This window comes from Nocardia sp. NPDC004340, from assembly GCF_053602575.1.
The window spans coordinates 58,893-83,085 of record NZ_JBSGDW010000011.1 but is presented as its reverse complement, the minus strand read 5'-3'; the positions used below and the strand labels follow the sequence as shown (position 1 = coordinate 83,085).

26 protein-coding genes are annotated in these 24,193 nt (G+C 65.6%); 14 read left to right on the top strand and 12 right to left on the bottom strand.

Annotated features, from left to right (window positions below; all coding sequences use genetic code 11):
- Nucleotides 1-112: 112 nt before the first annotated feature.
- Nucleotides 113-592 (bottom strand): hypothetical protein, encoded by a 480-nt coding sequence (locus tag ACWEOI_RS31080; protein ID WP_452361889.1) that lies wholly within the window; start codon nucleotides 590-592, stop codon nucleotides 113-115.
- 231 nt (nucleotides 593-823) lie between these two features.
- Here ACWEOI_RS31080 and ACWEOI_RS31075 point away from each other — a divergent pair, with 231 nt between their 5' ends.
- A complete protein-coding gene (locus ACWEOI_RS31075) occupies nucleotides 824-952 on the top strand; it encodes a hypothetical protein (RefSeq protein ID WP_452361888.1) in 129 nt (42 codons plus the stop codon).
- Nucleotides 953-1,500: 548 nt separating this feature from the next.
- Here the strand turns inward: ACWEOI_RS31075 and ACWEOI_RS31070 are convergent.
- Entirely contained in the window at nucleotides 1,501-1,842 is a 342-nt protein-coding gene (locus ACWEOI_RS31070; protein WP_452361887.1) for a hypothetical protein, read from the bottom strand.
- A 23-nt stretch (nucleotides 1,843-1,865) separates the two neighbouring features.
- Nucleotides 1,866-2,330 (bottom strand): DUF4254 domain-containing protein, encoded by a 465-nt coding sequence (locus ACWEOI_RS31065; RefSeq protein WP_452361886.1) that lies wholly within the window; start codon nucleotides 2,328-2,330, stop codon nucleotides 1,866-1,868.
- 153 nt (nucleotides 2,331-2,483) lie between these two features.
- On the opposite strand from ACWEOI_RS31065, the gene ACWEOI_RS31060 reads away from it, so the two are divergent.
- The 4 genes from ACWEOI_RS31060 (at nucleotide 2,484) to ACWEOI_RS31045 (ending at nucleotide 8,891) form a co-directional block, all read left to right on the top strand.
- Nucleotides 2,484-3,389: a helix-turn-helix domain-containing protein gene (locus ACWEOI_RS31060; protein ID WP_452361885.1), complete on the top strand. Its 906-nt coding sequence runs from the start codon at nucleotides 2,484-2,486 to the stop codon at nucleotides 3,387-3,389.
- On the top strand, nucleotides 3,386-3,586 hold the full coding sequence (locus ACWEOI_RS31055; protein WP_452361884.1) for a DUF397 domain-containing protein: 201 nt from the start codon (nucleotides 3,386-3,388) through the stop codon (nucleotides 3,584-3,586). The genes ACWEOI_RS31060 and ACWEOI_RS31055 overlap by 4 nt, the downstream gene beginning before the upstream one ends.
- 285 nt (nucleotides 3,587-3,871) lie before the next feature.
- Nucleotides 3,872-4,855, top strand: a complete 984-nt coding sequence (locus ACWEOI_RS31050) for a hypothetical protein (protein WP_452361883.1) — start codon at nucleotides 3,872-3,874, stop codon at nucleotides 4,853-4,855.
- A 223-nt stretch (nucleotides 4,856-5,078) separates the two neighbouring features.
- Nucleotides 5,079-8,891, top strand: coding sequence for a DEAD/DEAH box helicase (locus ACWEOI_RS31045; protein ID WP_452361882.1), 3,813 nt, complete (start codon nucleotides 5,079-5,081; stop codon nucleotides 8,889-8,891).
- Between the two features lie 182 nt (nucleotides 8,892-9,073).
- Here the strand turns inward: ACWEOI_RS31045 and ACWEOI_RS31040 are convergent, their stop codons facing one another.
- Entirely contained in the window at nucleotides 9,074-9,565 is a 492-nt protein-coding gene (locus ACWEOI_RS31040) for a hypothetical protein (protein WP_452361881.1), read from the bottom strand.
- Nucleotides 9,566-9,841: 276 nt separating this feature from the next.
- Here ACWEOI_RS31040 and ACWEOI_RS31035 point away from each other — a divergent pair, with 276 nt between their 5' ends.
- The 5 genes from ACWEOI_RS31035 to ACWEOI_RS31015 all read left to right on the top strand — a co-directional run bounded on the left by ACWEOI_RS31035 (nucleotide 9,842) and on the right by ACWEOI_RS31015 (nucleotide 14,314).
- Entirely contained in the window at nucleotides 9,842-10,045 is a 204-nt protein-coding gene (locus ACWEOI_RS31035; protein WP_452361880.1) for a hypothetical protein, read from the top strand.
- Nucleotides 10,046-10,117: 72 nt separating this feature from the next.
- Complete coding sequence (locus ACWEOI_RS31030; RefSeq protein WP_452361879.1) at nucleotides 10,118-11,194, top strand: EcsC family protein; 1,077 nt, start codon at nucleotides 10,118-10,120, stop codon at nucleotides 11,192-11,194.
- A 215-nt stretch (nucleotides 11,195-11,409) separates the two neighbouring features.
- Nucleotides 11,410-11,748, top strand: a complete 339-nt coding sequence (locus ACWEOI_RS31025; protein ID WP_452361878.1) for a DUF397 domain-containing protein — start codon at nucleotides 11,410-11,412, stop codon at nucleotides 11,746-11,748.
- A 269-nt stretch (nucleotides 11,749-12,017) separates the two neighbouring features.
- Nucleotides 12,018-13,817, top strand: a complete 1,800-nt coding sequence (locus ACWEOI_RS31020) for a hypothetical protein (protein WP_452361877.1) — start codon at nucleotides 12,018-12,020, stop codon at nucleotides 13,815-13,817.
- A gap of 146 nt (nucleotides 13,818-13,963) precedes the next feature.
- Nucleotides 13,964-14,314, top strand: coding sequence for a hypothetical protein (locus ACWEOI_RS31015; RefSeq protein WP_452361876.1), 351 nt, complete (start codon nucleotides 13,964-13,966; stop codon nucleotides 14,312-14,314).
- 715 nt (nucleotides 14,315-15,029) lie between these two features.
- Here the strand turns inward: ACWEOI_RS31015 and ACWEOI_RS31010 are convergent.
- Complete coding sequence (locus ACWEOI_RS31010; RefSeq protein WP_452361875.1) at nucleotides 15,030-15,335, bottom strand: WXG100 family type VII secretion target; 306 nt, start codon at nucleotides 15,333-15,335, stop codon at nucleotides 15,030-15,032.
- Between the two features lie 31 nt (nucleotides 15,336-15,366).
- Entirely contained in the window at nucleotides 15,367-15,684 is a 318-nt protein-coding gene (locus tag ACWEOI_RS31005; protein ID WP_452361874.1) for a WXG100 family type VII secretion target, read from the bottom strand.
- Between the two features lie 49 nt (nucleotides 15,685-15,733).
- Here ACWEOI_RS31005 and ACWEOI_RS31000 point away from each other — a divergent pair, with 49 nt between their 5' ends.
- A complete protein-coding gene (locus ACWEOI_RS31000; protein ID WP_452361873.1) occupies nucleotides 15,734-16,102 on the top strand; it encodes a YbaB/EbfC family nucleoid-associated protein in 369 nt (122 codons plus the stop codon).
- A 79-nt stretch (nucleotides 16,103-16,181) separates the two neighbouring features.
- Here ACWEOI_RS31000 and ACWEOI_RS30995 read toward each other — a convergent pair whose 3' ends face one another.
- The 6 genes from ACWEOI_RS30995 to ACWEOI_RS30970 all read right to left on the bottom strand — a co-directional run bounded on the left by ACWEOI_RS30995 (nucleotide 16,182) and on the right by ACWEOI_RS30970 (nucleotide 19,563).
- Nucleotides 16,182-16,526 carry a hypothetical protein gene (locus ACWEOI_RS30995; protein WP_452361872.1) on the bottom strand — a complete coding sequence of 115 codons (345 nt, stop codon included), beginning with the start codon at nucleotides 16,524-16,526 and terminating at the stop codon, nucleotides 16,182-16,184.
- 11 nt (nucleotides 16,527-16,537) lie between these two features.
- A complete protein-coding gene (locus tag ACWEOI_RS30990; protein WP_452361871.1) occupies nucleotides 16,538-17,146 on the bottom strand; it encodes a hypothetical protein in 609 nt (202 codons plus the stop codon).
- Nucleotides 17,143-17,742, bottom strand: coding sequence for an exonuclease domain-containing protein (locus ACWEOI_RS30985; protein WP_452361870.1), 600 nt, complete (start codon nucleotides 17,740-17,742; stop codon nucleotides 17,143-17,145). The genes ACWEOI_RS30990 and ACWEOI_RS30985 overlap by 4 nt, the downstream gene beginning before the upstream one ends.
- Entirely contained in the window at nucleotides 17,739-18,278 is a 540-nt protein-coding gene (locus ACWEOI_RS30980; protein WP_452361869.1) for a hypothetical protein, read from the bottom strand. Before ACWEOI_RS30980 ends, ACWEOI_RS30985 begins: the two co-directional genes overlap by 4 nt.
- A 13-nt stretch (nucleotides 18,279-18,291) precedes the next feature.
- Complete coding sequence (locus ACWEOI_RS30975) at nucleotides 18,292-19,047, bottom strand: DUF4352 domain-containing protein (RefSeq protein WP_452361868.1); 756 nt, start codon at nucleotides 19,045-19,047, stop codon at nucleotides 18,292-18,294.
- Between the two features lie 132 nt (nucleotides 19,048-19,179).
- A complete protein-coding gene (locus ACWEOI_RS30970; protein WP_452361867.1) occupies nucleotides 19,180-19,563 on the bottom strand; it encodes a DUF732 domain-containing protein in 384 nt (127 codons plus the stop codon).
- 187 nt (nucleotides 19,564-19,750) lie between these two features.
- Between ACWEOI_RS30970 and ACWEOI_RS30965 the strand changes: the two genes are divergently transcribed.
- The 3 genes from ACWEOI_RS30965 to ACWEOI_RS30955 all read left to right on the top strand — a co-directional run bounded on the left by ACWEOI_RS30965 (nucleotide 19,751) and on the right by ACWEOI_RS30955 (nucleotide 24,109).
- Entirely contained in the window at nucleotides 19,751-21,805 is a 2,055-nt protein-coding gene (locus ACWEOI_RS30965; RefSeq protein ID WP_452361866.1) for an N-6 DNA methylase, read from the top strand.
- 99 nt (nucleotides 21,806-21,904) lie between these two features.
- Nucleotides 21,905-22,627: a hypothetical protein gene (locus ACWEOI_RS30960; RefSeq protein ID WP_452361865.1), complete on the top strand. Its 723-nt coding sequence runs from the start codon at nucleotides 21,905-21,907 to the stop codon at nucleotides 22,625-22,627.
- A 30-nt stretch (nucleotides 22,628-22,657) separates the two neighbouring features.
- Nucleotides 22,658-24,109, top strand: a complete 1,452-nt coding sequence (locus tag ACWEOI_RS30955; protein ID WP_452361864.1) for a serine/threonine protein kinase — start codon at nucleotides 22,658-22,660, stop codon at nucleotides 24,107-24,109.
- Nucleotides 24,110-24,193: the final 84 nt, after the last annotated feature.

Below are 24,193 nucleotides of genomic sequence, written 5' to 3'. Positions count from 1 at the left end.
CGGCATCTGGCACGATCCGTCACTTGCCGAACACTCTGGCGACGCCCCTCGAACCCTGCCAAGTTGGTTAGCGCTCACCTTAAGTGTTGAGTGAAAGCATTGTCAATCAGTTTCATGTGATCGGCTTCCCATGCGCCGTTTCGTCGGCACGCCGGAGTCGGCAGACCACACTGAGCCGTTGTGACACGCAACCGTGGCAGGTCGGGACGTCATCCTCGGGTGCGCGCAGCGATCCGCAGTAGCGGCAGATTCCGAATGTGCCGCGCCGGATCTCGAGCAGGGACGCGACGCGCGGGCGTAGCTCCTCCGGGTCGATTGGCACCGCGATGGGGATCTCATTCGCCATACGCAGGATGCGGATGTGCCCATGCCATGCGAAATCGGGTGTGCCGAGCGTGATCACGGTGCTCGTCGCGGTCACGCCGACCTTGAAGGCCAGCTGCGCCGGGGTCCCGAACAAGAAGACCGAGACATCGGCGATGTCGTCGCCCGGTCGGTGGGTCCCGCCCAGGCCGCCGAAGCCTCGCCTGCCCGCATCCGTCCACTCCGCATCGAACAGATCTATGAAGGTTGCTCGTCGAGACCCGTGCATCGGGTGAGCATCGCCAGCGGCGTGTCCTCGGTGTTGAGAGGTGGCACATGGACTCCGGATTCTCGGTGGTGACCATCGATTTCGGCGAAAACCGACCGCACTGTATCGAAGCGGCCGATTCCGGGGTGTTGTCGGTGGCGCGGGCCACAGTCGAGCCCGCGCTCTCTACGAGAGCTTTGTCGGGGTGGGCGCGCAGATCATCGGATGCTGTATCGGGTCGAAAGGAACACCGTGGCAACAGGTAAGAAGGCCGCCAGCGCGGCGGCCAAGCAGCTGGGCGACAAGAAGGCGACGCCCGCCGAGAAGAGGGTGGCGGCCAGCGACTTGGCCCAGGCAAAGAACAAGGGCAAGAAGAAATAGCCGCTGTCCGCAGCGAACCTTTGCCCTTCGGTCGTGCAGCCGAAGGGCAAAGGCAAGTCGGGCTTGCCGAGATACCACTCGAGCTCGGGTATCCCATCCGCCGCCGTGGGTTTATTCGTCGCCGACACCGTAGCCGGCCTGATCGTGCAATCCGATCGTGCCGACCCGTCGGCGAAAAGACCTGTAGCCGCTGAGAGATCTCCTCCGTGCGACCGAGCGGTAATCGCAGCATCGGCCGGCGAGTGCGACGGCCCTCAGCGCCGCTGTGATCCTCTACGATATCCGGCGCGCTGGTAGATGATCAGCGGTAGTGAAGGTGTCTTCGGGGAGGCGAAGGTGACGGAATACTGCGCTGTGCCGTCGGAGGGGGCGGACGAGGGGGTGCTGCTCGAGTTCGCTCACACGTACGACCTGTACAGACAGGGCTGCGGTCTTGGTGACTTCGGCGCGATCGTGCGGGAGTCGAGGGCGGCCTGGGAACAGTCGGGGGAACTGCCGGAAGATCTTTCCGTGCTGCGTGGGTGCCTGTTCTATCAAGCGAAGGCGCACTACTTCGACGGTGGATTGACTCGTTTCGACACGCTGTTCGTACGTGGGTTGGTGAACCGAATTCGAGTGCTCGCGGGAGATGCGGTGGAAATCTGCTGAGCGTGGATCCGGTTGGTGTCCCCTCGATGTGGGGTGGGGTGAGGACCGTTGTGGCGGGTGCGGACCGCGGGGGATTCGCTGCGCTGGTGGGCGTTCTCGCGTTCGATGCGGGAAGCGATGGCGGCCACCGTCCAGCCGTCGTAGGCCAGGGATCGGTGCGGGCGGGTGAACGCCGGCAGCAGCCAGGCGCCAGCGCTGCCGGTGGTCAGGCCCAGGAGGAAGAACAGCCAGAGGGTGGTCATGGGAGGACTCCTTCGGCGAACGGTCAGATGCGATGGTGGGGGAGGTCTTCCGGGTCGGGGGTGATCGAGCCCGGGATGCGGCGGGTCCGGGCGGTCAGGCCGTGGGAGAGATCGGCGTAGGCCAGAGACAGTTCGGCCAGGCGGGTCCAGGCCTGATGCGAGCCACATTCGGAGTCGGAGGCGGCCAGAGCGGTGCGAGCGGCAACCGAGAACCGGGCCAAGCGGTCGACGACCATGCCGAGCGTCTCGGTGTGCAGGGCAGCGGCCGCGAGCGGGCGCGGCAGCTCGCGGGCTGCCCAGCTGTCGATGTCGTGGATCAATCGGGCACGGGCACAGTCGATTCCGGGCAGCTCGTCCAGCGTCGCGGCATGCCGGGCCTCGTGCAGGCCGGCCAACTCGTAGGCGGCCTGTAACAGCGGGTTCGCCAGCGTGACGGTGCCCGCGCAGGCGTTCAGGAGCAGATCCTTCGACGGCAGGTGGGTGATCATCCTTTGCTCCCCTCGGCTTTTCGCGTTCGTGAGCTCAGTAGACACCTGCGGCAATAGAATTGGGAATCTCCAGCAGCACATTCGACTCGAATTGGTCTGCGTTCCACCAGGCCTATTCCAGACGGGGGATTCCCAGATAGCGAGGCTAACGAAATGGCCGGATCGACCCTCCCTCGAAGGGCGCTCGGGCGCACGCTTCGTGGTTATCGAATCCGTTCCGGGAAGGGACAATTGGCCGCCGGCCTGCATATCGAACTCTCGGCGCAGAGCATCGGCAGAATAGAAGATGGTCGGAAGGTCAAAATATCGACGGCTCAAATGCGTGACTTGCTCGATTTCTATCGAGTCGAGAACCCCAGCAAGGAGCGCGATGCGATCCTCGACCTGTGGGAGGAGGTTCGGAAGCAGGACCAGGTGGCGAAGATGCAGGGGGTGACGAAGGGCTGGTGGCGCGCCTACAGCGATCAGTTCGCACCGCACTTCGACAACTACTTGAATCTCGAAGCTTCCGCGAATCACCTGACGACCCACCAGCTCTCCTTGATACCCGGCCTGTTCCAGACCGCTGGGTACCGGCGAGCTGTGATACGGAGCGCCGACGCGGAGATGTCCGATGCGGACATCGAGCGGCGGCTCGAACTGGCGGCGCACCGCCGGGCGAGGCTGGACGACATCGGGTTTCGTGTCAAAGCGCTGTTGTCGGAAGCTGTCCTGCGCCATCGGCCGGGCGGCATCGTGGTGGCGGCTGAACAGCTGCGGCATCTCACGGAGGTCGCGACCCGAGCAAACGTCTCGATCCGTGTCGTCCCCTTCGAGGCCTGCTCACACAGCGGGCTCGGCGTTCGATCGTTCACGATCCTCGAATTCCCGCCGCTGTCAGACAATTTGGTCGAGCCGCCCATCGTCTATGTCGACGGCTACGAGGGGGCGCTCTACCTGGACAACGAGGCCGTGATCCGCCGTCATCGCCAGGCCGTCGCCAACCTCGAGCAGGTAGCGTTGAGCGAGGGTGACACCACGGAACTGGTGTGGAGCATCGTGAAGGAGTACCAGGCGTGAACGTAGATCTGTCCGAAGCCCAGTGGTTCAAGTCCAGCAAATCGCCGAACTCGTCCGAATGCGTTGAGGTCGCCTTCCTGGGACGTCGAGCGGACTTGGTCGGAGTCCGGGACTCGAAGGACCCCATCGGTCCCGCGCTGGTGTTCTCCGCGGCCCAGTGGGACAGCTTCCTCGCCAGCGGGATCTGGCGGGGCTGAACGGTTCTCGCGGTAGATTCCCAGGCCCGGGGGCGGCGTCCACGCGTGTTGTGCGGACGCCGCCTGATCAACCCCGTCGAAGCATCGGCGAGGACCTCGCGCGGCTCAATGGGTCTGCTCTCCGTGATTTGCGAGGTGAACGGGCACGGGTTCCGTGAAAGGGGTTGATTAGCAACAGGGTACGTGGATGCACGTGTCCGAGCGGTCTGGCAGAATCGGTCAAATGGGATGAAGCGTCAGTGCTGCGTCCTGTGATCAACGCCGGATCGTTCGCCACGGAGACATGTGAGAATCGCGCTGCTTCCAGCCCGCCTCAGCAACCGACCAGTTCTGGAGCATTTCGAGACCACGATCCGGGCCAAAGTTCGCTTCGATGACCACCTCGACCTCTTGGACTCCGAAACCCTGGCGAATCTTCTACGGATCTTCCCCGATGGTGCGGCTCGGATGTGGGCGGTCACCCCTGGGGTGAACACGGGGAAGTGGGCGAAGCTGGAACCCGGTGACCCCGTCGCTTTCTGCGGTGACAACAAGCTGCACGCTATCAGTCACATCGCCGCACTGTTCCAGAACGAGTCGCTTGCCGAACGACTATGGGGTCGCGATTCCAAAGGTAGGGCGTGGACCAACATGTTCGCGCTCGCGGAATTGCGGACCCTCGACCTACCCGTTCAGGAGGTCCGCCGAGCAATCGGGTGGCACGGGGACAGTTCGATCCCGGGGTTCACCGTCGTCGAGGGGGATCCGGCCGAGAACCTCGCGGATCTCGTCAACCTGGAGACCGAGATCGACTACTCGGAGAGTCCGGCGTCCAAGCGCCCGTCGTCAGCGGCCGCAGTGCCCGAAGGGGCGACCGACGGGATTCGCGAGACGACCTTTCGTCGCGAACAGCGAGCACTCAAGAGCAGACTACGACAACTGAGTGCAGGTCGGTGTGCACTGTGCGGGCGCGCTTTCCCTGATCAGCTTCTCATCGCCGCACACATCAAGCGGCGAGGGCAATGCACCGAGGGCGAACGCAAGGACTTCGAGAACATCGGCATGCTGGCATGCGCGGTCGGCTGCGACAGCCTGTTCGAACACGGCTACATCGGAGTGGACTATGGAGGGAAGCTCCTGGTCAGCAACGCGACCCACAGATCCGGCGATATTCGGCGACACGTAGACGATCATCTGCGTGACCGGGTGAGCCCGTGGTGGACGAGCGCACGTGAACCGTACTTCGCATGGCATCGGACTCGGATCTTCCAGCGACTGGCCGACGAGTAGCCGACAACAAAATGTTCCAGAAAGCCCGGGGGAACCGTTAGTCGCTGAGTATCAGTAGCACCGGCGTTGGGCCGGTGCTGGAGGCTATCGGGCGCAGGGTTTCTGTGCTCTTCGGCTGCGCTGTGGGTATCGTTCGGGCAGAATCGATTTGAGCCCGGGCCGCAGCAACCGGGCTCGGTGGGGCGGCGTGGGTGCGGCCGACGATGGCGGGTGGGGAGAGCGCATGGGTGAGGCGGAGCGGCAGGCTCGGATTCTGAGGTATTGGCGGGCGGTCGAGTACTTTTCGCCGCCCAAGGTGGATGCGACGGACTGGCGCAAGGGAATCCGGAATGTTGACGGGGCGCGGCCGTTGCCGTGGGCGCGGGGCGCGAAACCGCATGAGTCGCTTCGGAAGAAGTGCCGGTGGCAGCATACGGTGTATGTCGGTGTTTTCGACCTGGCCAAGGTTCGCGAGGTGCTGGACGCGACATTGCGGGTCGCGGACGAGGAGGAACTCGATCTCGACAGCCGCACCGGCGGGCAGAGCGCGCTGCTCAGCTTGACGGTGAATTCGGACGGTCTCTTGATTCGTGACTCGGTGACGTTGTCGTCGTGTGCTTGGGCTATCGGCCGGACCGTGAATCCGGGGCCGGCGTCGGACTTGTGGCTGGCCGGTTTCGATGATGCTCAGAAGGACATTCTGGCGATGGCCTTCGGTATCGGTGACGGACGAGTGCCGATCACCGAAGTGGCCTCCGATGTGCCGTCCGTGCTGGGCCGGATCGCCGGCACCGCGGCGCGCATCGCACTGGACGCGGTCACCGGCGGTGTGTCCACGGCGCTGGCCGGTGTGATTTCCGGAGCTGGACCGCTGATCACCGAGACGCTGCCGGATGTGGTCGGCGCGGCCGCCGACTTCGCCGGTGACGTCTGGGAGGTCGTGACCGAGCTGTCCGACCAATTCGGTATGCCCGGCTCCTCGGAGGACACAGAATCTGCCGACGACACCACCGAGGCGGAGGAGCCGGAGCAAGACGAGGAAGCCGCCGAAGTGCCGGCGCTGGGCGTCAAGGCGCTCGATGTCAAGGATCTGGTTGCGCTCACCCGCTGGGTTGCCGAGCAGCTGGGTGTCGCGGAAGTGTTGCTGCCCAACATTATTCGGGTCAAGAGCTATCAGGTGAACGAGCGTTTCGCCGACGACGCCGGCAGCGATGAATTTCTCAACAGCTTCTATGCCGACGATCTCGAGCGCGTGGCCCAGGCGATCGAAAGCAACGCTGCCGGTCAGGCGTTGACCGACTACCTCGTCGACGGCGCGCGGATCGACGAGCGTCAGCGCGTCGATGTCCGCCGGGCTCCGGAGCAGGTGCTGAGGTCGGTGGCTCCGTCGTCCATGCCCGCCGGCCGCTGGCCTGCCAAGCTCGCGCACACGTTGACGCTCAGTCAGCAGTTCGCGGTGAACGAGATCCACCGGAGTCTTCGAGACCCCCGCGCCCGTGGCATATTCGCGGTGAACGGACCACCGGGCACCGGCAAGACGACCCTGCTGCGCGACCTCATCGCGGCGATCGTCGTCGACCGCGCTGCCGCGCTGGCGCGACTCGAGAACCCGGGACAGGCGTTCGGGAAACAGGCGCGCAAATGGCGGACCGGCGATTCGGGTTCGTGGGAGAACCGCCTCTATCCGCTCATCGACGAGCTGTGCGGCTTCGAAATCGTGGTCGCGTCATCGAACAACGGTGCGGTCGAGAACATCACCATGGAAGTTCCGTCCGCAGACGCCGTCGATGCCGATGAATTTCCGCGCGCGGAATACCTCTCCGACCAGGCCACCCTGCTGATGGGCAAGCCGGCGTGGGGTGCGGTCGCGGCGCGATTGGGGAAGCGCCCCTACCGATCCGAATTCGTCGAGCGATTCTGGTGGGGTGAGGGCGCAGACCTAGAAGAGGGCGAGGCAGGCCTGAAGGATCTGCTGACAGATTTCGCCGACTATGCGGCGGCAGGCGAACAGTTGGAGGGCATTCTCACGTGGGAGGAGGCGGTCGCCGAATTCGATGAGGCGATGGCCGAAGCGGCAAGGCTCGCCGCGGAGCGGCAGCATATCGCCGACCTGCTCGAGCGGGAGTTCGACGTTGATCCCGAACTCGTCCGATTGCGCGATGCGGCACGGGATCACGACGCTTACCTCGACGGGCTGCGGAACCGGCGGTCGATGACCGCCGAGAACGTGCGACATGCCGAGGACGCCCGTGTCGCGGCATCGACGGAACTCGCCGCGGCACGCTCACGATCGAGCGCCGCCGAGGCCGCGGTCGAGCATGCGTCCGGTGTGGTGCGGGCGGCTGAAGTGGCTCTGCGAGAACATGATCGGCAACGTCCCGGTTTTCTCAAACGTGTTTTGTCGTGGGGCTCGAAGCAGGACTGGGAGGCCGAGCGTGAGCCGCTGATGAAGGCGCAGGATCAGGCGGACGAGAGTCTGGCCTGGGCCGTAGGCGAGAACGATCGGGCACGTGCCGAGGTGCGGATTCGCCAGCGCGCACTCGATGCGGCCACACAGACCGAGCGTTCAGCGACGGCCGCTCTGCGCGCCGTCTCGCGAGAACTCGACGCGGCCGCTGCCGATCGCATACGGACCCAGGACGAAATCCGTCGTCGAGAGGAAGCGCGGCGTCGCGATGACCAAACCCTCGCTGCCGCACGCGAGATGTGGCCGTCCACCATTCCTGGATCGGAATGGACCGCGTCGGTTGATGATCGAGCCGCCATGGAGGTTCGTGAGAAGTCCTCGCCATGGATGGACGAGGAGTTCGCTGCGGCGAGAACCGCGGTCTTCACGGCCGCCCTCGCTCTGCACTTCGCAGTCCTGACCTCAGAACCGAAACGGGTTCGCGACAACCTGGCCAGCGCCATGGAAATCGTGCGCGGCCGTGCCCCCGCCGATCTCCCGGCCGAGACGGTGCTGGACGCGTGGCGGTTGTTGTTCTTTGTCGTGCCGGTGATTTCGACTACCTTCGCGTCAGTCTCCCGGATGTTCGCCACACTCGGTCGAGAAGCGCTCGGCTGGCTGTTCATCGACGAAGCCGGGCAGGCCACTCCGCAGGCGGCGATCGGTGCGTTGTGGCGGTCGCAGCGTGCGGTGATCGTCGGGGATCCGCGGCAGCTCGAGCCAGTGAACACCTTGCCCTGGTCGGGTCAGCGTCGGCTGTGCACGCAGTTCGGCGTCGATGCGCAGTGGACACCGCACGGCTCGTCGGTGCAGTCGATCGCGGACCGTCTCAACCACTTCGGAACCTGGCTGCCCGATCCGGATAATCGCGACGAGCTGTGGGTGGGTTCCCCCTTGCGCGTGCACCGTCGCTGTGACCGTCTCATGTTCGAGGTCAGCAATTCGATCGCCTACGACAATCTGATGGTCTTCGGCACCGCCGAACCGGAGGGGCCGCATCTGCTGACTCGTAATACCTGGCTCGACGTACCGGCCGTTCCGTCCGGCGAGAAGTGGAACCCCGTGGACGGACGCTACGTCGTCGCGACGTTGGATCTCGTGCGGGACCGAATTCGCGACCGGATGAACGCCGAACTCATCGAATGCGACGGCGAAATGCCCGGCTGGGCCGAGAACGAGATCAGCAAGGTCACCGAGCTGAATCGCCGTGTGGCGGAAGCGGTTTTCGTGGTCAGCCCGTTTGTCGCGGTGCGCGACGGTTTGCAGAAGACCGTCGGTGACCGGCTACCGCGCGAGCCGAAACGCCTCGGCACCGTGCACACCACACAGGGCAAGGAAGCGGAGATCGTCATCCTCGTGCTGGGTACCGCCACCGATCAGCGCGGCTCCCGAGTCTGGGCATCCGACACTCCGAACCTGCTGAACGTCGCGATCACTCGCGCCAAACGCCGACTGGTCATCGTCGGTGACTATCGAAATTGGTCCAGCCACCGCAATTTCCGCGTCCTCGCGCGTTACGCCGGTCGCAGTGGGGACGGTTTACTGACCCGTGTCGACGCTGCCGACTGGTCGACGACGGCGAGCACCGACTGGCGACGTTACGACCAGTGATCAGAGGTCTGAAGTGCGAATCCATGGGGTTCCACGACATCGACCACGTCCTCGGCGCGCAGGTCTGGCAGGCACGCCTGAACGCCATAGCGCAGGTCCTTTCGGCTGATCGCGAAGACAGGTTCTTCCTCGAATTTCGCCGCTCAAACCGTTTGTTGACACTGCCCATCGGCGCGCCGGAGTCAGAACACCACACCGAGCCGTCGCGACATGCAACCGTGGCAGGTCGGGATGCCGTCTTCGGGTGCGCGTAGCGACCCGCAGTAGCGGCAGAATCCGAACGTGCCGCGCCGGACTTCGAGCAGGGACGCGACGCGCGGGCGTAGCTCCTCCGGGTCGATTGGCACCGCGATGGGGATCTCATTCGCCATACGCAGGATGCGGATGTGCCCATGCCATGCGAAATCGGGTGTGCCGAGCGTGATCACGGTGCTCGTCGCGGTCACGCCGACCTTGAAGGCCAGCTGCGCCGGGGTCCCGAACAAGAAGGCCGAGACATCGGCGATGTCGTCGCCCGGTGCGCGGGTCGTGCTGTTCGGGCCCAGGCTGCCGGAGCCTCGCCCGTCGGCGTCCGTCCACGCTGCACCGAACAGATCGATGAAGGTTTGCTCGTCGAGACCGGTGTATCGGGTGAGCGCGGCCAGCGGCGTGCCCTCGGTGTTGAGAGGCGGCAAATCGACTCCGGATTCTCTTTGGTGACAATCTATTTCAGTGCAATCGACCGCACGGTATCGAAGCGGCTGATCCCGGAGTGTTGGCGGTGGTGCGGGCGGCGCCGAACAGCTCCCAGAGCGTTCACCTGCCGAAGGTTAATCTGCTTGCACCCCAGTCCCTGCTGGTACTGATGGAGGAGGCGAGTAGATGGCCGATGCCACGACCGGACCGTCGCCTGCCCGTCGGACCTCACCGATACCGAGTGGGCCGTCCTCGAACGTGAGGCGCGCGCGGTGATGACCGAACTCGTCGCGGTCACCGGCCGGCCGATGGTCCACGACCTGCGCGCCACCCTCGACGCGATCCTGACCCGCTACGGCGCTGCGCACGGGGAGCTATTTTCCAGACTGGCTGCTGCAGCGGCGCAGACGCGCCGAGCAGGCGCCACGCCACGGGGCTTGGCCCCGGCCGCTGCCCTGGTGTGCCGGTCACGCAACTGAGGCCACCTGGTCGATTGTCGGCCAGGAGTGGTGTGATGTCACGGGAGTTGGGCAAAGGCTGAGGAGGCTGACATGGCGTTGTCGGAGTATGAACAGCAGCAGCTCGAGAAGGTTCGTGAGCATCGCGAACGGGAGCTGAGCCGTTCACCAAGGCGGTTGGTTCCCGAGTCGGTCAAAGACAAGAGCCGCCAGTTGTACGGCAAGGCGATGAAAACCCCCGGCGCAGCCATGGTCCGTGACGGTGGCGCAGCTGCGCTCAAGGCCGCAGGTGAGGGGGCGGGCAAGTTCATGACCCGGACCGGTCAACTGACGACCTCCGAGAAGCGCGTCGTTCACGCCTACTCCAAGCAGGGGCACTCGGTCGAGCACCTGGACGATATCCGGAAGCTGGACCTTCGAGCCGTCGACAAGGTCGCCTCATTCACCCGCCTGCACTACGCGTACTCGGCCTCCGCCGCGGCAGAAGGTGCCGCAGCGGGGTTCGCGGTCAGTGGTGGGCAGATAGTTGCCGCCGGCGGTGCCGTCGCGGGAGCGGGAGCCGGCGCCGCGCCAGGACTTGGCGCCATCGCGGCCGCCATGGGCGTCGATGCCGCCGCTCTGCTCACCGTCTGCAGCAGGGTGATCGCCCACGACGCGCTCTACTATGGTTACGACCCCCTCGACCCCGCTGAGGAAGTCTTCATGATGCAGGTCATCGGGCTCGGGCTGGCGGTCACCCCCTCAGCGAAAGCTGTTGCATACCAGCAGCTTGCGATTTTGACACGCAGCCTTGCCACGAATGCTGCCTGGCGGGAGCTCAACAAGCAGACGTTCGTCAAGGTCGTTCAGAGATTCGCCGGACAGTTCGGTGAAAAACTCACCAAGAAGAAACTCGGCCAGTTCGTACCCGTCGCTGGTATCGCCATCGGTGCGGCCCTGAACTGGAAGATGGTCGACGACGTCGCGAACGCTGCCTACTGGGCTTACCGCGAGCGGTTCCTCTTCGAGAAGGGTGGTGAGCTTCCCCCGATCGTTATTGACGTCGAGGTCGACGACTCAGCGCCCGCAGACGATAGCGAGACTCCCATCGATGTCCCCGCAATCCTCGAGTCCGAAGGAATCGAGATCGACGGTAACGAGGGAGACCCCGCCGCTGACCTGGCGTTTTGAAAGGTGTCTCACGGTTGTCACGGTCCGGTTTGTTTCACGGACCACCGCAACTCCCAGAGGAGGCGTCGAAGCGTTGACGAACGTCGGCCGAGACCGGTGGGATTGGCATGTCTTAAAGCCTCGAGACGACAAGACAATTCGCCGCCGACAGCGGTGCGTTCTCCGATGTCGACGACGCCATCGGACAGGGGTTGCGGCTCCCGATGGTGCAGGCTTTGCAGGAGATCGGTGGTGCGGACGGGCTCCGCGCACTGGACTTGTCCTTCGAATGGGCTGCGGCCGAACCCCAGCGGAGCCTGGTGCCGGCACGAGTGACGCTCGACCGGGCGGTGATCGAGGTACTGCCCGAGGTCGAGGTGCGGTTGGCCCGAACGTCCAATGCCCGATGGTTCAAGAGCACGCGGAGCCAGCCCAACGCGGATTGTGTTGAGATCGCCCACCTTTCTACGGGTGCGGTCGGAGTCCGGGACTCGAAGGACCACATCGGTCCCGTGCTGGTGTTCTCCGCGGACCAGTGGGACAGCTTCCTTGCCAGCGGGATCTGGCGGGGCTGAACACTTTTCGCGATGGATTCGCATGCCGGGGGCGGCGTCAGCGCGTGTGGTGCGGACGCCGCCTGATCAACCCTGTCGAAGCCTCGGCGAGGACCTCGCGCGATTCAGCACGCTAGGCGGGGTAGTCCGGGTGAGGGACCTCACCCGACGGACCACACCGGACGCGCGAACCGGTGCGGATCATCCCGGTCGGTCTTCGCTACAGTGGGGAGTCCAGGGGCGTGGGGAGGGAATTCGGTGGGTATCGGCGTGCGGCGAAGTGAGCCCTGATGGCCCCGCCCGATGGCGCGGCACTGGCCGTCGACCCCGCCGTGTACTACGCGGCGGCCAAAAGTCTCGTAGCCCTGGCCGGTGATATCAGTACCACCGTCAACCGCGACCTGGTGCCCGGGCTGAAGACGACCGCGGGAATGGGTGGGAACTATCCGGCGGTGGCGGGCTGGAATGCCGCTTACCGTAAACACGCCGGCGACGTCCGGACCGCGATCCTCGCCTACGCCGCCGCGCTGTCGCACTTCAGCGACATCCTCAATATCGCCGGCTATAACTGGGATGCCGCCGAATACAATTCGAACCCCAGCTCCAGCAAGGGCGATCCGCCGGTACGACCGGTGCTCGGGACAGCGCAGTCGATGCCGGTGGACGCCTTCCCTGAGATCCCGGATCCGAACGGAGACAACGGCGCCGGACTTGTGATCGCACCTGGCTGGCAGAGCCCGACGCCATGGACGGGCGCGCCGAACGGGCGCGCAGACGCCCTCACCGTGGCGTCCACGGCCTGGGACGCCTTCGCCTTCGGCAGCGAGTTGCTGACAGCGCCGCTGACCTTGCTCGATGTCCGCAACTCCTTCACGGTCGTGCAGGCGCCCGAGGTGCCCGACATCGCCGAAGCGCTCGACGCGCTGCGTAGCGGAGCGGAGGAGATCAGCAATGTCGCATGCGCGCTCGCGACCAAAACCGCGGCGTATCAGACCAATCTGGTCGACGCGAGGAATCAGCTGGCCTCGGCGGCCCTCGGAGCCTTTCCGACCCACCCGGACGCCCAGGTGACGGCGATGACGGTCGGCAATTCGGTCCGCGTCGCGGTAGCCGCGTCGCTCAGCATGATCGATGTTCTCAACGCCGCGAACACCTTCAACGTGACGGCTCGCAACACGGCGCTGTTCACCGATCTCTCCCACGCGGACTACGCGAAGAACGGTTTCACGGGTTCGGACGCGCTCAGCGCCCTTCCGAAATTGCAGGCGCTGGCGGCATTGCCACTGCTGGTCGAGTCCGGAAATCAGGGCGATAACACCGCACTCCATGGGGAGCTGGACAACATGGCCACATGGAAGACACCCGTCAAACCGCAACCGCTGACCGAAGCCGATCTCAATGCCTTGAACCAGTACGGTCCGCAGATGAAGCGATGGGCGATGCTGGCGGTCCAGTACGGCAATGACGCCGGGGTCGATCCGCGACTGGTGCTGGCCATGGCGCTGCAGGAGGGCGCACCCCTGCGGTCGGGGCTGGAAGGCGACTTCTATCCGGAGCTGAACGACAGCCGGGGACCCTCTGCTTATCAACCGCATTCGGGGGTCGGGGCCGCGGCCGGGCTGGCCTGGGACGAGGCGCGGCTCAACGCCTCCCGGCTCGGTGTCGATAAGAATGGCGCCGGAAACTCCATCGGCCTGACCAATCAGAAGCAAGGGCCGTTCGAGGAAGTGAAGGCCAAATACCCCGAGAAGTTCAAGGGACAGGAGTGGTCTGATTTGGTGGGGAACGACGATCTGGCGATGAAGGCCGCCGCGTACAACCTGAAAATGCTCAATGACGACGCGGCCGTCCAAGCGACCCCGGAAGTGCGCGCGAGCCAGCCGCTGAATCAGTTCCTCGGATCGGGCTACAACGCCGGCGGAATGGACGCGCGGTCGTTGTCGGTCGCTGAACAGCACCTTGTTCCAGGTCAGAATGGTGCACCCGTGACGGATACGTTCACCCCGAGTGAGGAAGAACATGGGCGGAGCACGGTGGACGTTGTGAGGCTTGCGAACACGATCCTGTGTGGCAGTGGGGCGTACCGGTGACGGCTGGCAGCGGTACAGGTCGCCGATACCGATGGTGGCTGATCTCGTTCGTCCTCTTGACCGTCGTGTGTCTCCTGGTTTTCGGCTATACCAGGTGGAATAGCCGACATTACCGTCCGAGTGAGGCAAGGCGTGTTGCCGAGACGGTGACCGTCGCGGGGTTTACGCGGACGAAAGTCATCGATGTGCCACACGGCGATGACGCGCCGTTCGCTGAGGCGTATTTCATCGGTCCTGCCCCGAAGCCGGATCCGTTGACGGCCGTCACGGTGCCAAACATCGTGCTGACGGCAGTCGAGCCGCCGCCGCCCGCGCCGGAGTCCAGGGCGTTTGCGGTTGTAGCGGTGGGCCATCGTTCGGGTGGGTGCGGGGCGACCGTGACGTTCCGGTCCGATCCGTATCAGGGCAACTTCGGTCTCACTCCTCAGCAGCTTGATGACGTGCGAAAAGGAACTCAGGTGTTCATCCAGATCGTCATTGGCGGCTGTCCCACCTGATCCGTCGGCGCACGACCACGGTCGGGCATCTATCTACCGCCGAGCATCGTGCGCGGTGGGCTCGGTCCGCTGGAGACGGAGCATAGTCAGAGCGCCGTGAACGGCGTCGGGGTCCCGAACAGGATTCTGTGTGAGAGCGGGGCATACCGGTGAAGGTGCACACAGCCGGAAGGCGCCGATGGTACTTGTGGGGTGGATGCGCAGTCGTACTGTTGGCGGGCGCGAGTCTTGTAGCGGTCGGCTGCCAGCGTTTCGAATCGTGGCGTGAGCGCCCCAGCGAGGCCAGGCGTATCACCGAATCCGCCATTGTCGCCGGATTCGCTCGAACAGCGGTTGTCGATATTTCGGACGGGGACCATCCGCTCATGGCCTACGCGTACTTCATCGGTCCAGCGCCGCAACCGGATCCATTGACCGCTGTATCGATACCGGCAATCGAGCTGGGTTCGGTCATCAGTCCAGCTGACTCGGGTAGTGCGCGAAACCCCCGCCGCCGTGTCGTTGCTCGAGGTATGCGGGCGGACGGCTGCTATGCCACCATGGTGTTCGATTCGGACCCGAAATCGACCGTCTCAGCTCTCGAGGGCGGGCATGAGGTCTCCGTGATCTCGGCTACCCAGCTCGATGACGTGCGGAATGGCAAACAAGTTTTCCTTCAGCTCATAGTCGGTGGCTGTCCCGGCTGATTCGACGGCGTAGGACCCCGGCCGACCAGTCACCCACCGCCGAGCATCGCGCGGTTCGTGGTCGCCGCCCTGGTGTAGTGCGCGTGGGCCTCGGCGGCAGCGAGTTTCATCTCGCCGATTCCGTCGGAAACCTCTGCGGCCCCGGCTATCCATTTCCGGAAAGCGGCGGCCTGGGTGTCGGCGGCAGGCCCCGTCCAGTTCTGCTGGACCGAACTGATCCGCTGCTGTAGCCCCGTCAAGCTGTCCGAGAGAAAACCGACGAAGCCGGCTATCCGATCTTGGATCTCCTCCAGCTCCGCCAAGTTCACTTGAAAGGCACTCGAGTCGTTCGTCATTCATCCCTGCTTCGGTCTGTCCGGCGGTCATTCACAGCGACAGGAAGTCGCCGGCGTTGCCTTGGTCGGCATCCGTGTAGACGGCCGCGGACACACCCAGGAGTTCCGCCATCGTCCGCAACGCTTCGAATACTTCGTGCGCCCCGGCGCGAACCTCTTCCCAGCCGTGCCGATAGTGATTGGCGGAGTTGCCCTTCCACGTGGTCAACAGGTGGTTCACCTCGGCATCGAGTGACTTGACTTCGTGGAACAGCTCCTCGGCCGTCAGCTGCACGAACTTGCCCGCATCTGTCACCGTATCGGCCACGACGTGGAAGCCGTCCCCAGCTGTATCCGGCATCGATGTCATCGAATCCCCTATCGCCCACCCCAACGAAGGCTGGGCTAGCTTACTACCGGTGGACACTGAGCTCGAGAAGCTGGCCGAACGGAACGAGCGCATCCGTAGCGAGATCACGCTGGTTCGCGGTCACGCCGAAACATCTGGTGGCGCTGTCGTCGTCGAGACCGACGTGAACGGAACGATCACGGACCTGCGGATCACCCAGGCGGCGATGTCGGTCGATCCCGCTCGGCTGGCGAAAGCGATAGCGCAATGCCATGAAACGGCCAGAGCGCGAGCCCGGCAGGAGGCCACCAGGGTATTCGCCGAGATCCAGGACTTGCCTGAACCGGCTACGACGAAAGGCTCGACCGTTCAGCCGCCGGCGAACGGCACGACCGAGTGGGAGGAGGCCGTGCCGCTCCGGATCACGCACACCTTGTGAATGCCCGGAACAGCGACAGGCGACCCGAAGCCGCAAGACTCTCTCGGTGGCACAACACAGCCGATCGCGTTGGAACACGCTAGAAATCAGGCTCGTACGGCAGTGGATAGCCGCCGAGGCCGCCACCCGGCTTCTCGAGATTCCACATCCGAAATCGCATGTCCTGGTAATGCCCGGAACAGACGAAGCTGTGCAGGTGCAGGCACGTCGGTGGGTGTCGCTTGACGTTTTCGAGGTCGGCGACCAGGCGTGTCGACCTCTGGATGGCGAAGCGGTTGCCGGGTGCGCTGTCGGCGGTGGAGTATTCCTTCGCGTCGAAGAGCCGCCTGCCGCCGTAAAGTGTTGCGAGCCAGACGACATCGGTCTGGCAGTGTTCACACTGGAATACGATCCCAGGTTCTCTGAACGCCTTCGGATTGTCCATAGTTCGGGACGTCACTCCAGCTCGGGCCAGCGGTGAATCGGCTGGGGGACCGGATAGTCGTGCCTGCCCGCCGGGCTGAACAGTGTCAGGTCGATGAGCCGGTCTGCCGGGACGCGCTGATGAGGCTCGGTGACGAACCAGCCGCCACCCACGACGAAAACGTTGCTGGCGGGGGCCCGGAGCACGAAACCGGTGATAGAGAAGTGGCCGTACGGATGCTGTTCGAAACATGCCTTCACGAGATCGCCTTGCGACAGTTCATCGATGGCGTCACGAACTTGGTCCGGGTACGACGTTGCGGTTGTGTCCTCGTCCTCGTCCTCGTCCTCGTCACCGTCCACCGTTGTGAGGGTGAGAAGTTCGGGGACGGGGGCGCGGAGAGCGCCGGAGGACTCGAGGGGCTGCCCGCCGAGGGTGAGAGTGCCGATCGCCTCGGAACGGGCGACCGTGTCGGTGAACACGTGTGGCCCGAACAAGGGGGAGCGGAACGCGGCGGTTGCCCGGATGCCGGGTTCGATCGTGTGCAGGACGGCGGTCAGACCGCGCACATCCCGTCTGCCCCCGGCGATATCGAAGGCGGTGACGAGCGGCGCGGGAATAGCGGAGGGGGTGGTGCTCATCGGCGGCGCTCGATTCCGGACGGGGTCATCTGGCGCAGGCTGCTGCCTGTAGCCCCGGCGAGTTCCGGGAGCGTGGTCGCGCCGGCGTGACGCGCGAGGTGGACGGCCAGGTCGGCGGCCGCGGCGGCGTCCGAATCCGCCGCGTGATGGTTCTTCAACTCGATGCCCAGCCGTCGCGTGAGGGTCTTCAATTGATGGTTGGGCAGGTCCGCGAACTGATCCCTCGCCCACTCACAGGTGCAGCCGAACTCCCAGCGCGGGACCGGAACTCCACTGAAGTTGCAGGCCTGACGGATGTTGTCCATGTCGAAGCTGGCGTTGTGGGCGACGACCGGCAGGTCGCCGACCAGGCGAAGTACCTCCGGCCATCGGTGGGCGAAAGCCGGTTCGGCGGCGACCATTTCGGGGGTGATCTTGTGTTTGAACATCTGCATCTGGCCGAAGTAGTCGAGGGGGGCCGGTGGGCGGCACAACCACGAACGGGTGGTGACGCGCGCGCCGTCGCGCACGACTGAGACGCCGATGGCGCAGATACTGCCGCGTTTCGCGTTGGCGGTTTCGACGTCGATGGCGGCGAAGGACAATCCGGGGGTCAACGAATCTCCAAGGGGAGCGGGCGGGCCGACGGTCCGCCGTGGTGGATGAGGTAGTCGCGGGTGACTCTCAGGGCTTCGAACTCCGCCCAGGCGTCCGCGAGGTCGCGCAGTCCGAACGCCAAGCGCAGCGCGGGAACCAAGTGCTCGGCGAGGGTGGGTGGCAGCGGTTGCGGGCGTTCAGGATGGCGCATCGACGGCCAATCTGGACGCACCAGAGTGTGGGGGACGGTGAGCTGGTGGTCGGTGAAAAGCCGGTTGGCTGCGGCGATCTCGGATCGCACATGCTCGACGGTGCGATCCAGATCGATGACACCGGCGGGGGGCAGGCGCTCCGGCAGCGCCGACGGCGACGCGCATGCGATGTGGCGTTCGACTGTCAGGCTGGTGAGCACGTCGACTTCGTCGATGCCGAGCACCCAGGCACCGGCCAGCCGCGAAAGGCCGAGGTCGTTGCCGATATTCACATGCCAGACGATGAACTGCTCGTCGATGTGATCCACGACGGCGACCGAAGGCGTGAAAGTGGTTCCAGTCATGGGCATCTCGTCGCTACCGCAGCGAGACGGTCGCGCCGCCGGAGAACATCGAATCGTGCACGACGATCCGGTCCGGGACGGAGTCGGCGGGCAGGTCGTAGACCACCTGGGCGGTAATGGAATTGCCGGGGTTGATCTCCGCGTAGAGGCTGGTGTCGGATAGGAGGTTGATGGCCGCGGCCGCGTCGTTGGAGAACTTGCGGTTCTGGGCGTCGTACACGTCCTGGTTGGACGGGGAGAAGCCGTAGGGGACCTTGCCGATGTTGCGGACGGTCATCGAGATGATGGTGTAGCTGCCCTGGGCGGTTTTGCGGAGATAGGGGTTGTCGCCGACCGTGCGGATGCCGGACTGGATCTCGGTGACGGTGAATTCGAACTTGCCGTCACGGACCGGGGTGTTCAGGCCAGGGGCGGGCGGCTTCTCGGTGGTGGGGGCCGGCGGTTTCTCGGTGGTCGCGGCGGGCGCGTTGCCCGGTGCGCCGGCGGCGGGAGTACCGGCGGCCGGAGTCGCCGGGGGCTGAGCGGATTTGGTGTCCTTGCCGGTGAGCGCACCGCCGACGCCACAGAGGACCACGATGCCCGCCAGCACCAGCAGGATGATCGTGAGGGTGTTCGACTTTTTGGGCGCGGGCTGCTGCAGCGGGAACTGACCGGGGTACTGGGGCGGCAGGCCGCCCGTCGCGTACTGCGGTGACATCGGGGGATAGGGCGTGGTCCGGTGGTGTCCGGCTGTGGGATCGGGGGGCGGCTGCGGGGGCTGGTAGGTCATCGACGTTCCTCGGATTCGGTTGTACGGGGATCGAAGTGGGGTGCGGCGGGACGAGCCAGAGTTGACGCGCATCCCGCCGCGGGCATCGAGACGGTGTCGTCTACTCGAGTGCCTCAGTTCGGGTGAGCGACGTCAGAGCGTGTGGCGCGGGCAGTACGCGCTGACGGCGGCGTCGAGGAAGGTGTAGGGGTACTGCACGGCACCGCGGCTCCGCTCGGCCAGCACGATCTGGTTGTGCGCGGAGTTGCCGTAGGCGTCGAGCCACTTGCACTGGGACTGCGCCAGTCCGATGGCCGAATCCTGGACCGAGCAGGAGAACTCCGTCTGGTGCGCGGCGCGCAGGAAGCGGAGGTCGGCATTGCTGCGGGGGCCGCAACCGGGGTCCGCCGAGCCGCTGGACGAACCGCTCGAGGATCCGGAGGAGCCGGTGCTGGGGGCGGCCATGGCGGTGGGGGCCGCTGCGGACAGGGCGACGGCGGTCGCGCCGGCGGCGAGCAGGGTCGAAAGGGTACGCATGATTCCTTCTTGATGGGGATGAAGCGCGGCGCCTCGATGGGCGTTGGTGTCGCTTTCACCGGAGCGTCGACACCGGAGTCGATGCAAAACGCTATTTGCGACAGAAAGCGTTGTCAACCGCATTGATGGGATTGCAATTCGCTTCCCATTTGAGCAGGGTGGAGGGAACGTACACGAGAGGAGGGGCATGTCGAAGCCTGTATCGACCGTCAGCGCCGCGGAGATCTCCCGGCTGGCCGGGGTTACGCGCGCCACCGTCAGCAACTGGCGGCGACGGCACGCCGACTTTCCCAAGTCCACCGGGGGCAGTGAGGCTCGCCCGCAGTTCGACCTGGGTGAAGTCCAGAGATGGCTGGCCGAACACGGCAACGAAGCCAGCGCCTCGGCCGTGAGCGAACTGCGCTCCCTGGTCCGCACTCGAGCCACCCCGGATACCGTCGCGCGGCTGCTGCAAGCACTGCGACGGGGAGAAAGCGGGTGGGCCGCACCCGGCTTCGACGCCGAACTCGGCGACGAGGTGACGCGACTGCTCGGCCGGGCGGCCGCCGAGGCCGGAGCGCGCACGGCCATCGACATCCTCGGTGAACGCGCGCTGGAGGAAACCGCCGCCACCGGTGTGTACATCACTCCGGCGTGGTTGGCGGACCTGATGGCCGCGCTGGCAACCGTGTCCGACTCCGAAGCCGAGGCCGAAGTCGAGTCTGTGCGCGCCGTGCTGGACCCTGCTTGCGGCAGCGGGTCACTCCTGCTCGCGGCCGCGCGAACCGGTGCGAGCCAGCTCGCCGGTCAGGACGCGCTGCCGGTCCAAGCGCAGCGCGCGCGGCTGCTCATCGAGGCCGAGACCGCCCTCGAACCAGATATGCGGACCGGTGACAGTCTCACCGCCGACGCCTTCCCCGACCTGCGGGCAGACGCCGTGGTATGCAATCCGCCCTACGGTCAACGCGACTGGGGTGCAAGCGAATTGGCGTTCGACCCACGATGGGATTACGGGCTTCCACCGCGTGGGGAGCCCGAACTCGCCTGGGTGCAACACGCGCTCGCGCATCTACGGCCCGGCGGGACCGCCGCGGTACTGCTCCCACCCGCTGTGGCCACCCGCCCCTCCGGCCGCAAGATCCGTGCCAACCTGGTGCGCACCGGCGCGCTGCGCGCGGTGATCGGGCTGGCTCCGGGCAGCGCCCAGCCCTGGCATGTCGGCCTGCAGATCTGGCTTCTGCGCCGACCCCGACCCGCCGCGCCCGTCGCCGACTCGATGCTGTTCGTCGACACCACCGGTGTGCCCGCGACCGGTGACGGCGAGAACGCCGCCGTCACCGACACTGTGTTGCGCGCCTGGCGTGCGTTCGACGGCGCGGACCCGGACACGGCGACCGAATCCGGTGTGGCGGTGGGTATTCGGCTGGTCGATGTGCTGACTGAGGAGGTCGATCTGACCCCGGCCGGGTACGTACGCTCCGCGCTCGATTCAGGGACTGTCTCCGATCAGGTCGGCGAGGCGATTCGATCGCTGAGCGGCGCGGCCGCGGATCTGACCTCGGCCGCTGGCGACATGTGTGGATGGTCGGCCGGATCCGGCGTGTCCTGGCGCTACGTGACGATCGCGGATCTGGCCAATCATGGTCAACTGGAACTGATTCGGTCCATCCTGCCCGGCGGAGAATCCGCCGAATCCACGGGCCGGGCACCCGCCGAAGAACCGGACACCGGTTCGGTGCCGGACCTGAATCCCGTTGCTTCACAGCGCCGGATGCTCACCGCACCGGATATCGCAACCGGTGTTCCAGCGTCGGGCACCGCGACAGCGTCGGTTGCTGCGACCAGCGTCGAGGTCCGAGCCGGTGATGTTCTCATTCCCGCGGTGCGCAGCGACCGCACCGGCGGGCGCAGCGCACGGGTCGCCGACGCGGCCGATGCCGGGGCGATCCGGGGACCACACATCCACACCCTGCGCGTCGATTCCGACCGGCTCGACCCCTGGTTCCTGGCGGGCTTCCTGACCGGCGCCGAGAACATCTCGGCGACACGGACCTCCACGGTCCGTTTCGATCCCTCCCGGCTGCGCGTCCCCGTGCTCGGGCTGGCCGAGCAACAACGGTACGGCGAACTTTTCCGGCAGCTGTTCACGCTGCGCACTGCCGCCCGCCGGGCCACCGAGGCCGCCGAGCAGGTCGCCGAGCTGGTGACGACCGGGCTCACCGCGGGCGCGCTGGCGCCCGAGGATGCCGAGGACGGACGATGAGTGCCATCCTTGCCGCGCAGCCCTTTCGGTCGGCTACGGCACTGTTACCGTTGCTGCCGATCGGAACGCTGGTGTGGGCGGGGGAGGGCAGGGGTCATGGTGGGTGAAGCCGTCGGTGGACGGGACCGGACCGGTGTCGACGATGGATCCGACGGCACGCCCGATTCACTCGACCCCGTCCAGCTCTCGGACCCATACGCCGAATATCGATCCCAGTGCTCGGCGTTGCTCGATCTGGCGGCGTGGCAACCTCCGGTGCTGGAACCGGACACGGCTTCGCATCCTCCGATTCCCTTCGAAGCGCTCGTCGACGCGGGCGCGATCGAGGTCCATGAGGCGCCGCCGACTCTCGGCTCGACTGGTGGAGACACGCCGATGTTGACCGCCAAGGATGTCCGGCTCGGCCGCGCCCCTTCTCGCTGGGGTAGTGCCGACGCGCCGGGCGCGATCACCGTTCGCGCCGGCGATGTCGCGGTGGCGATCAGCACCGAGCCCGCGGTCAGGGTTTGCACCGCCGACGGCGCGCTGCTCGGACCGGGTATCCGGTTGGTGCGCGCCAACTCCGGTATTGATCCCCATTTCCTGGCTGGGATTCTGCGGGCGGCACTCGAGGTGGCCGACGGAAGCCACATCGATATCTACGAGGTCGCGGTGCCCCGGATCGATCCATCCGAGCAACGCCGCTACGGCATGGCTTTCGAGCGGTTGACTGCCCTCGAAACCGCGTTTCAACAGCAGCGGGCGAATATCGCCCAGTTGGTGAGAATCGGATTCGGCGGAATGGCGAGAGGCACACTCCGTCCTGTTGCGGACGGCCGGTAGCGTGTCGGGTTCTCGGGACTCACGGAGGTAATGGCGGTGCAGCGGCAGGTCCTCGGCGGCCGTTACGAGCTGAGGGATCAGATCGGTACGGGCGGCATGGGGCAGGTGTACAAGGGCCTCGACCTTCATCTCGGACGCTGGGTCGCGGTGAAGTTCAGCCATCCGAATCTGGACGACGACCCCGGCTGGGAACAGCGATTCGTGCGTGAAGCCGAGCTGATGGCCCAGTTCAACCACCCCGGACTGACGGTCATTCATGACGCGGGCCGTGGTTCGACCACCGCCGGGGGACCCGAACGTCCCTATCTCGTCATGGAATACATCGAGGGCACGACCTTCGACAAGCTGCTCGAGCAGCGCGGTGCGCAATCGGTGGGCGTCGTGGCAAACCTCGGGGCGCAGGCCGCCGCGGCCCTCGCCGCGGCGCATCGGAATCGCATCTATCATCGCGACCTCAAGCCGTCGAACCTCATGCTGTGCGCCAACGGCACGGTCAAGGTGCTCGACTTCGGGCTGGCTGTCGCACCGGAATCGGGCCGGACCCGCTACACCAGCCACGGCCAAACCCTCGGCACGCCGTCGTATATGGCGCCCGAACAGGTCGAGGGTAAGCCGGTGGCGCCGCAGACCGACCTCTACTCGCTCGGGTTGGTGCTCTACGAGTTGCTCACGGGCGACCGGGTGATGACGGGTGAATCGACCTTCACCGTATGGCAGAAGCAGATCAACCACACGCCATCCGACATCCGGCAGGAACGGCGTGGCGTCCCGGTCGAGATGGCACGGCTCGTCATGAGCATGCTGGCCAAGTCGCCCGACGCGCGCCCCGACGACGCCGCCACTGTGAACGCGGTGCTGCTGCGGTACGCCGGCGATCTCGGTGAGCTACCCGAGGTCGATGACAATCACAGTCCTGCGCGCATGTACGCGCTGGCGGTCGGGGCGATGGCCTCCGCACGAACCGCCACCACCGTGGTAACCCCCTCGAACGATCGGACCGAGTTCGTCGAGCGACCGACCGATCCCGTACCTGTACCCGTCCCCGACTTCAGCCGCGGAGACCTGCAGCGGGCCGTGCATCGCGCCCGTGAGCTCGCCGACGACTCCCGCTACGCCCCTGCCATCCACGAACTGCGCACCGTCGTCGAAGCCGCTGTCCCGCTGTTGGGTTCACGCGACGCCGACGTCGTCGAGGCGCGGGTGAAGCTCGCCGATCTGCGGTTCGAGAACACGGACTACTCCGCGGCCGCGGATCTGTATCGCGGGCTGATCGACGACCTCACCGCCGAGCGAGGGCCCTACGACGACCAGGTCATGTACTGCCAGCGTCAGCTGGCGACCTGTCATGTCTACCTTGGCGACACCCGCAATGCGCTGACCCGGCTCAAGCGATTGCATTCCCAGATGGCGCTCCGCTACGGGGAGCAGGACCGCCGCGTGGTCGATCTCGCCGCGCAGATCAATCACATAAAGCCCTCGTAGGCATATGAATCCGTCTATTTCAGGCGGAATGGCCTGCTCGAGTAGCGGATGCGTATCAGTCGTCGATAGCTCTCCGCAGACCCT

Bases quoted from the DNA above. Each gene is read 5' to 3' on its own strand.
- ACWEOI_RS31080 (WP_452361889.1), bottom strand. From the start codon at position 592: ATGCACGGGTCTCGACGAGCAACCTTCATAGATCTGTTCGATGCGGAG.
- ACWEOI_RS31070 (WP_452361887.1), bottom strand. From the start codon at position 1,842: ATGACCACCCTCTGGCTGTTCTTCCTCCTGGGCCTGACCACCGGCAGC.
- ACWEOI_RS31065 (WP_452361886.1), bottom strand. From the start codon at position 2,330: ATGATCACCCACCTGCCGTCGAAGGATCTGCTCCTGAACGCCTGCGCG.
- ACWEOI_RS31060 (WP_452361885.1), top strand. From the start codon at position 2,484: ATGGCCGGATCGACCCTCCCTCGAAGGGCGCTCGGGCGCACGCTTCGT.
- ACWEOI_RS31045 (WP_452361882.1), top strand. From the start codon at position 5,079: ATGGGTGAGGCGGAGCGGCAGGCTCGGATTCTGAGGTATTGGCGGGCG.
- ACWEOI_RS31035 (WP_452361880.1), top strand. From the start codon at position 9,842: ATGACCGAACTCGTCGCGGTCACCGGCCGGCCGATGGTCCACGACCTG.
- ACWEOI_RS31030 (WP_452361879.1), top strand. From the start codon at position 10,118: ATGGCGTTGTCGGAGTATGAACAGCAGCAGCTCGAGAAGGTTCGTGAG.
- ACWEOI_RS31020 (WP_452361877.1), top strand. From the start codon at position 12,018: ATGGCCCCGCCCGATGGCGCGGCACTGGCCGTCGACCCCGCCGTGTAC.
- ACWEOI_RS31010 (WP_452361875.1), bottom strand. From the start codon at position 15,335: ATGACGAACGACTCGAGTGCCTTTCAAGTGAACTTGGCGGAGCTGGAG.
- ACWEOI_RS31005 (WP_452361874.1), bottom strand. From the start codon at position 15,684: ATGACATCGATGCCGGATACAGCTGGGGACGGCTTCCACGTCGTGGCC.
- ACWEOI_RS30995 (WP_452361872.1), bottom strand. From the start codon at position 16,526: ATGGACAATCCGAAGGCGTTCAGAGAACCTGGGATCGTATTCCAGTGT.
- ACWEOI_RS30990 (WP_452361871.1), bottom strand. From the start codon at position 17,146: ATGAGCACCACCCCCTCCGCTATTCCCGCGCCGCTCGTCACCGCCTTC.
- ACWEOI_RS30980 (WP_452361869.1), bottom strand. From the start codon at position 18,278: ATGACTGGAACCACTTTCACGCCTTCGGTCGCCGTCGTGGATCACATC.
- ACWEOI_RS30975 (WP_452361868.1), bottom strand. From the start codon at position 19,047: ATGACCTACCAGCCCCCGCAGCCGCCCCCCGATCCCACAGCCGGACAC.
- ACWEOI_RS30970 (WP_452361867.1), bottom strand. From the start codon at position 19,563: ATGCGTACCCTTTCGACCCTGCTCGCCGCCGGCGCGACCGCCGTCGCC.
- ACWEOI_RS30965 (WP_452361866.1), top strand. From the start codon at position 19,751: ATGTCGAAGCCTGTATCGACCGTCAGCGCCGCGGAGATCTCCCGGCTG.
- ACWEOI_RS30955 (WP_452361864.1), top strand. From the start codon at position 22,658: ATGGCGGTGCAGCGGCAGGTCCTCGGCGGCCGTTACGAGCTGAGGGAT.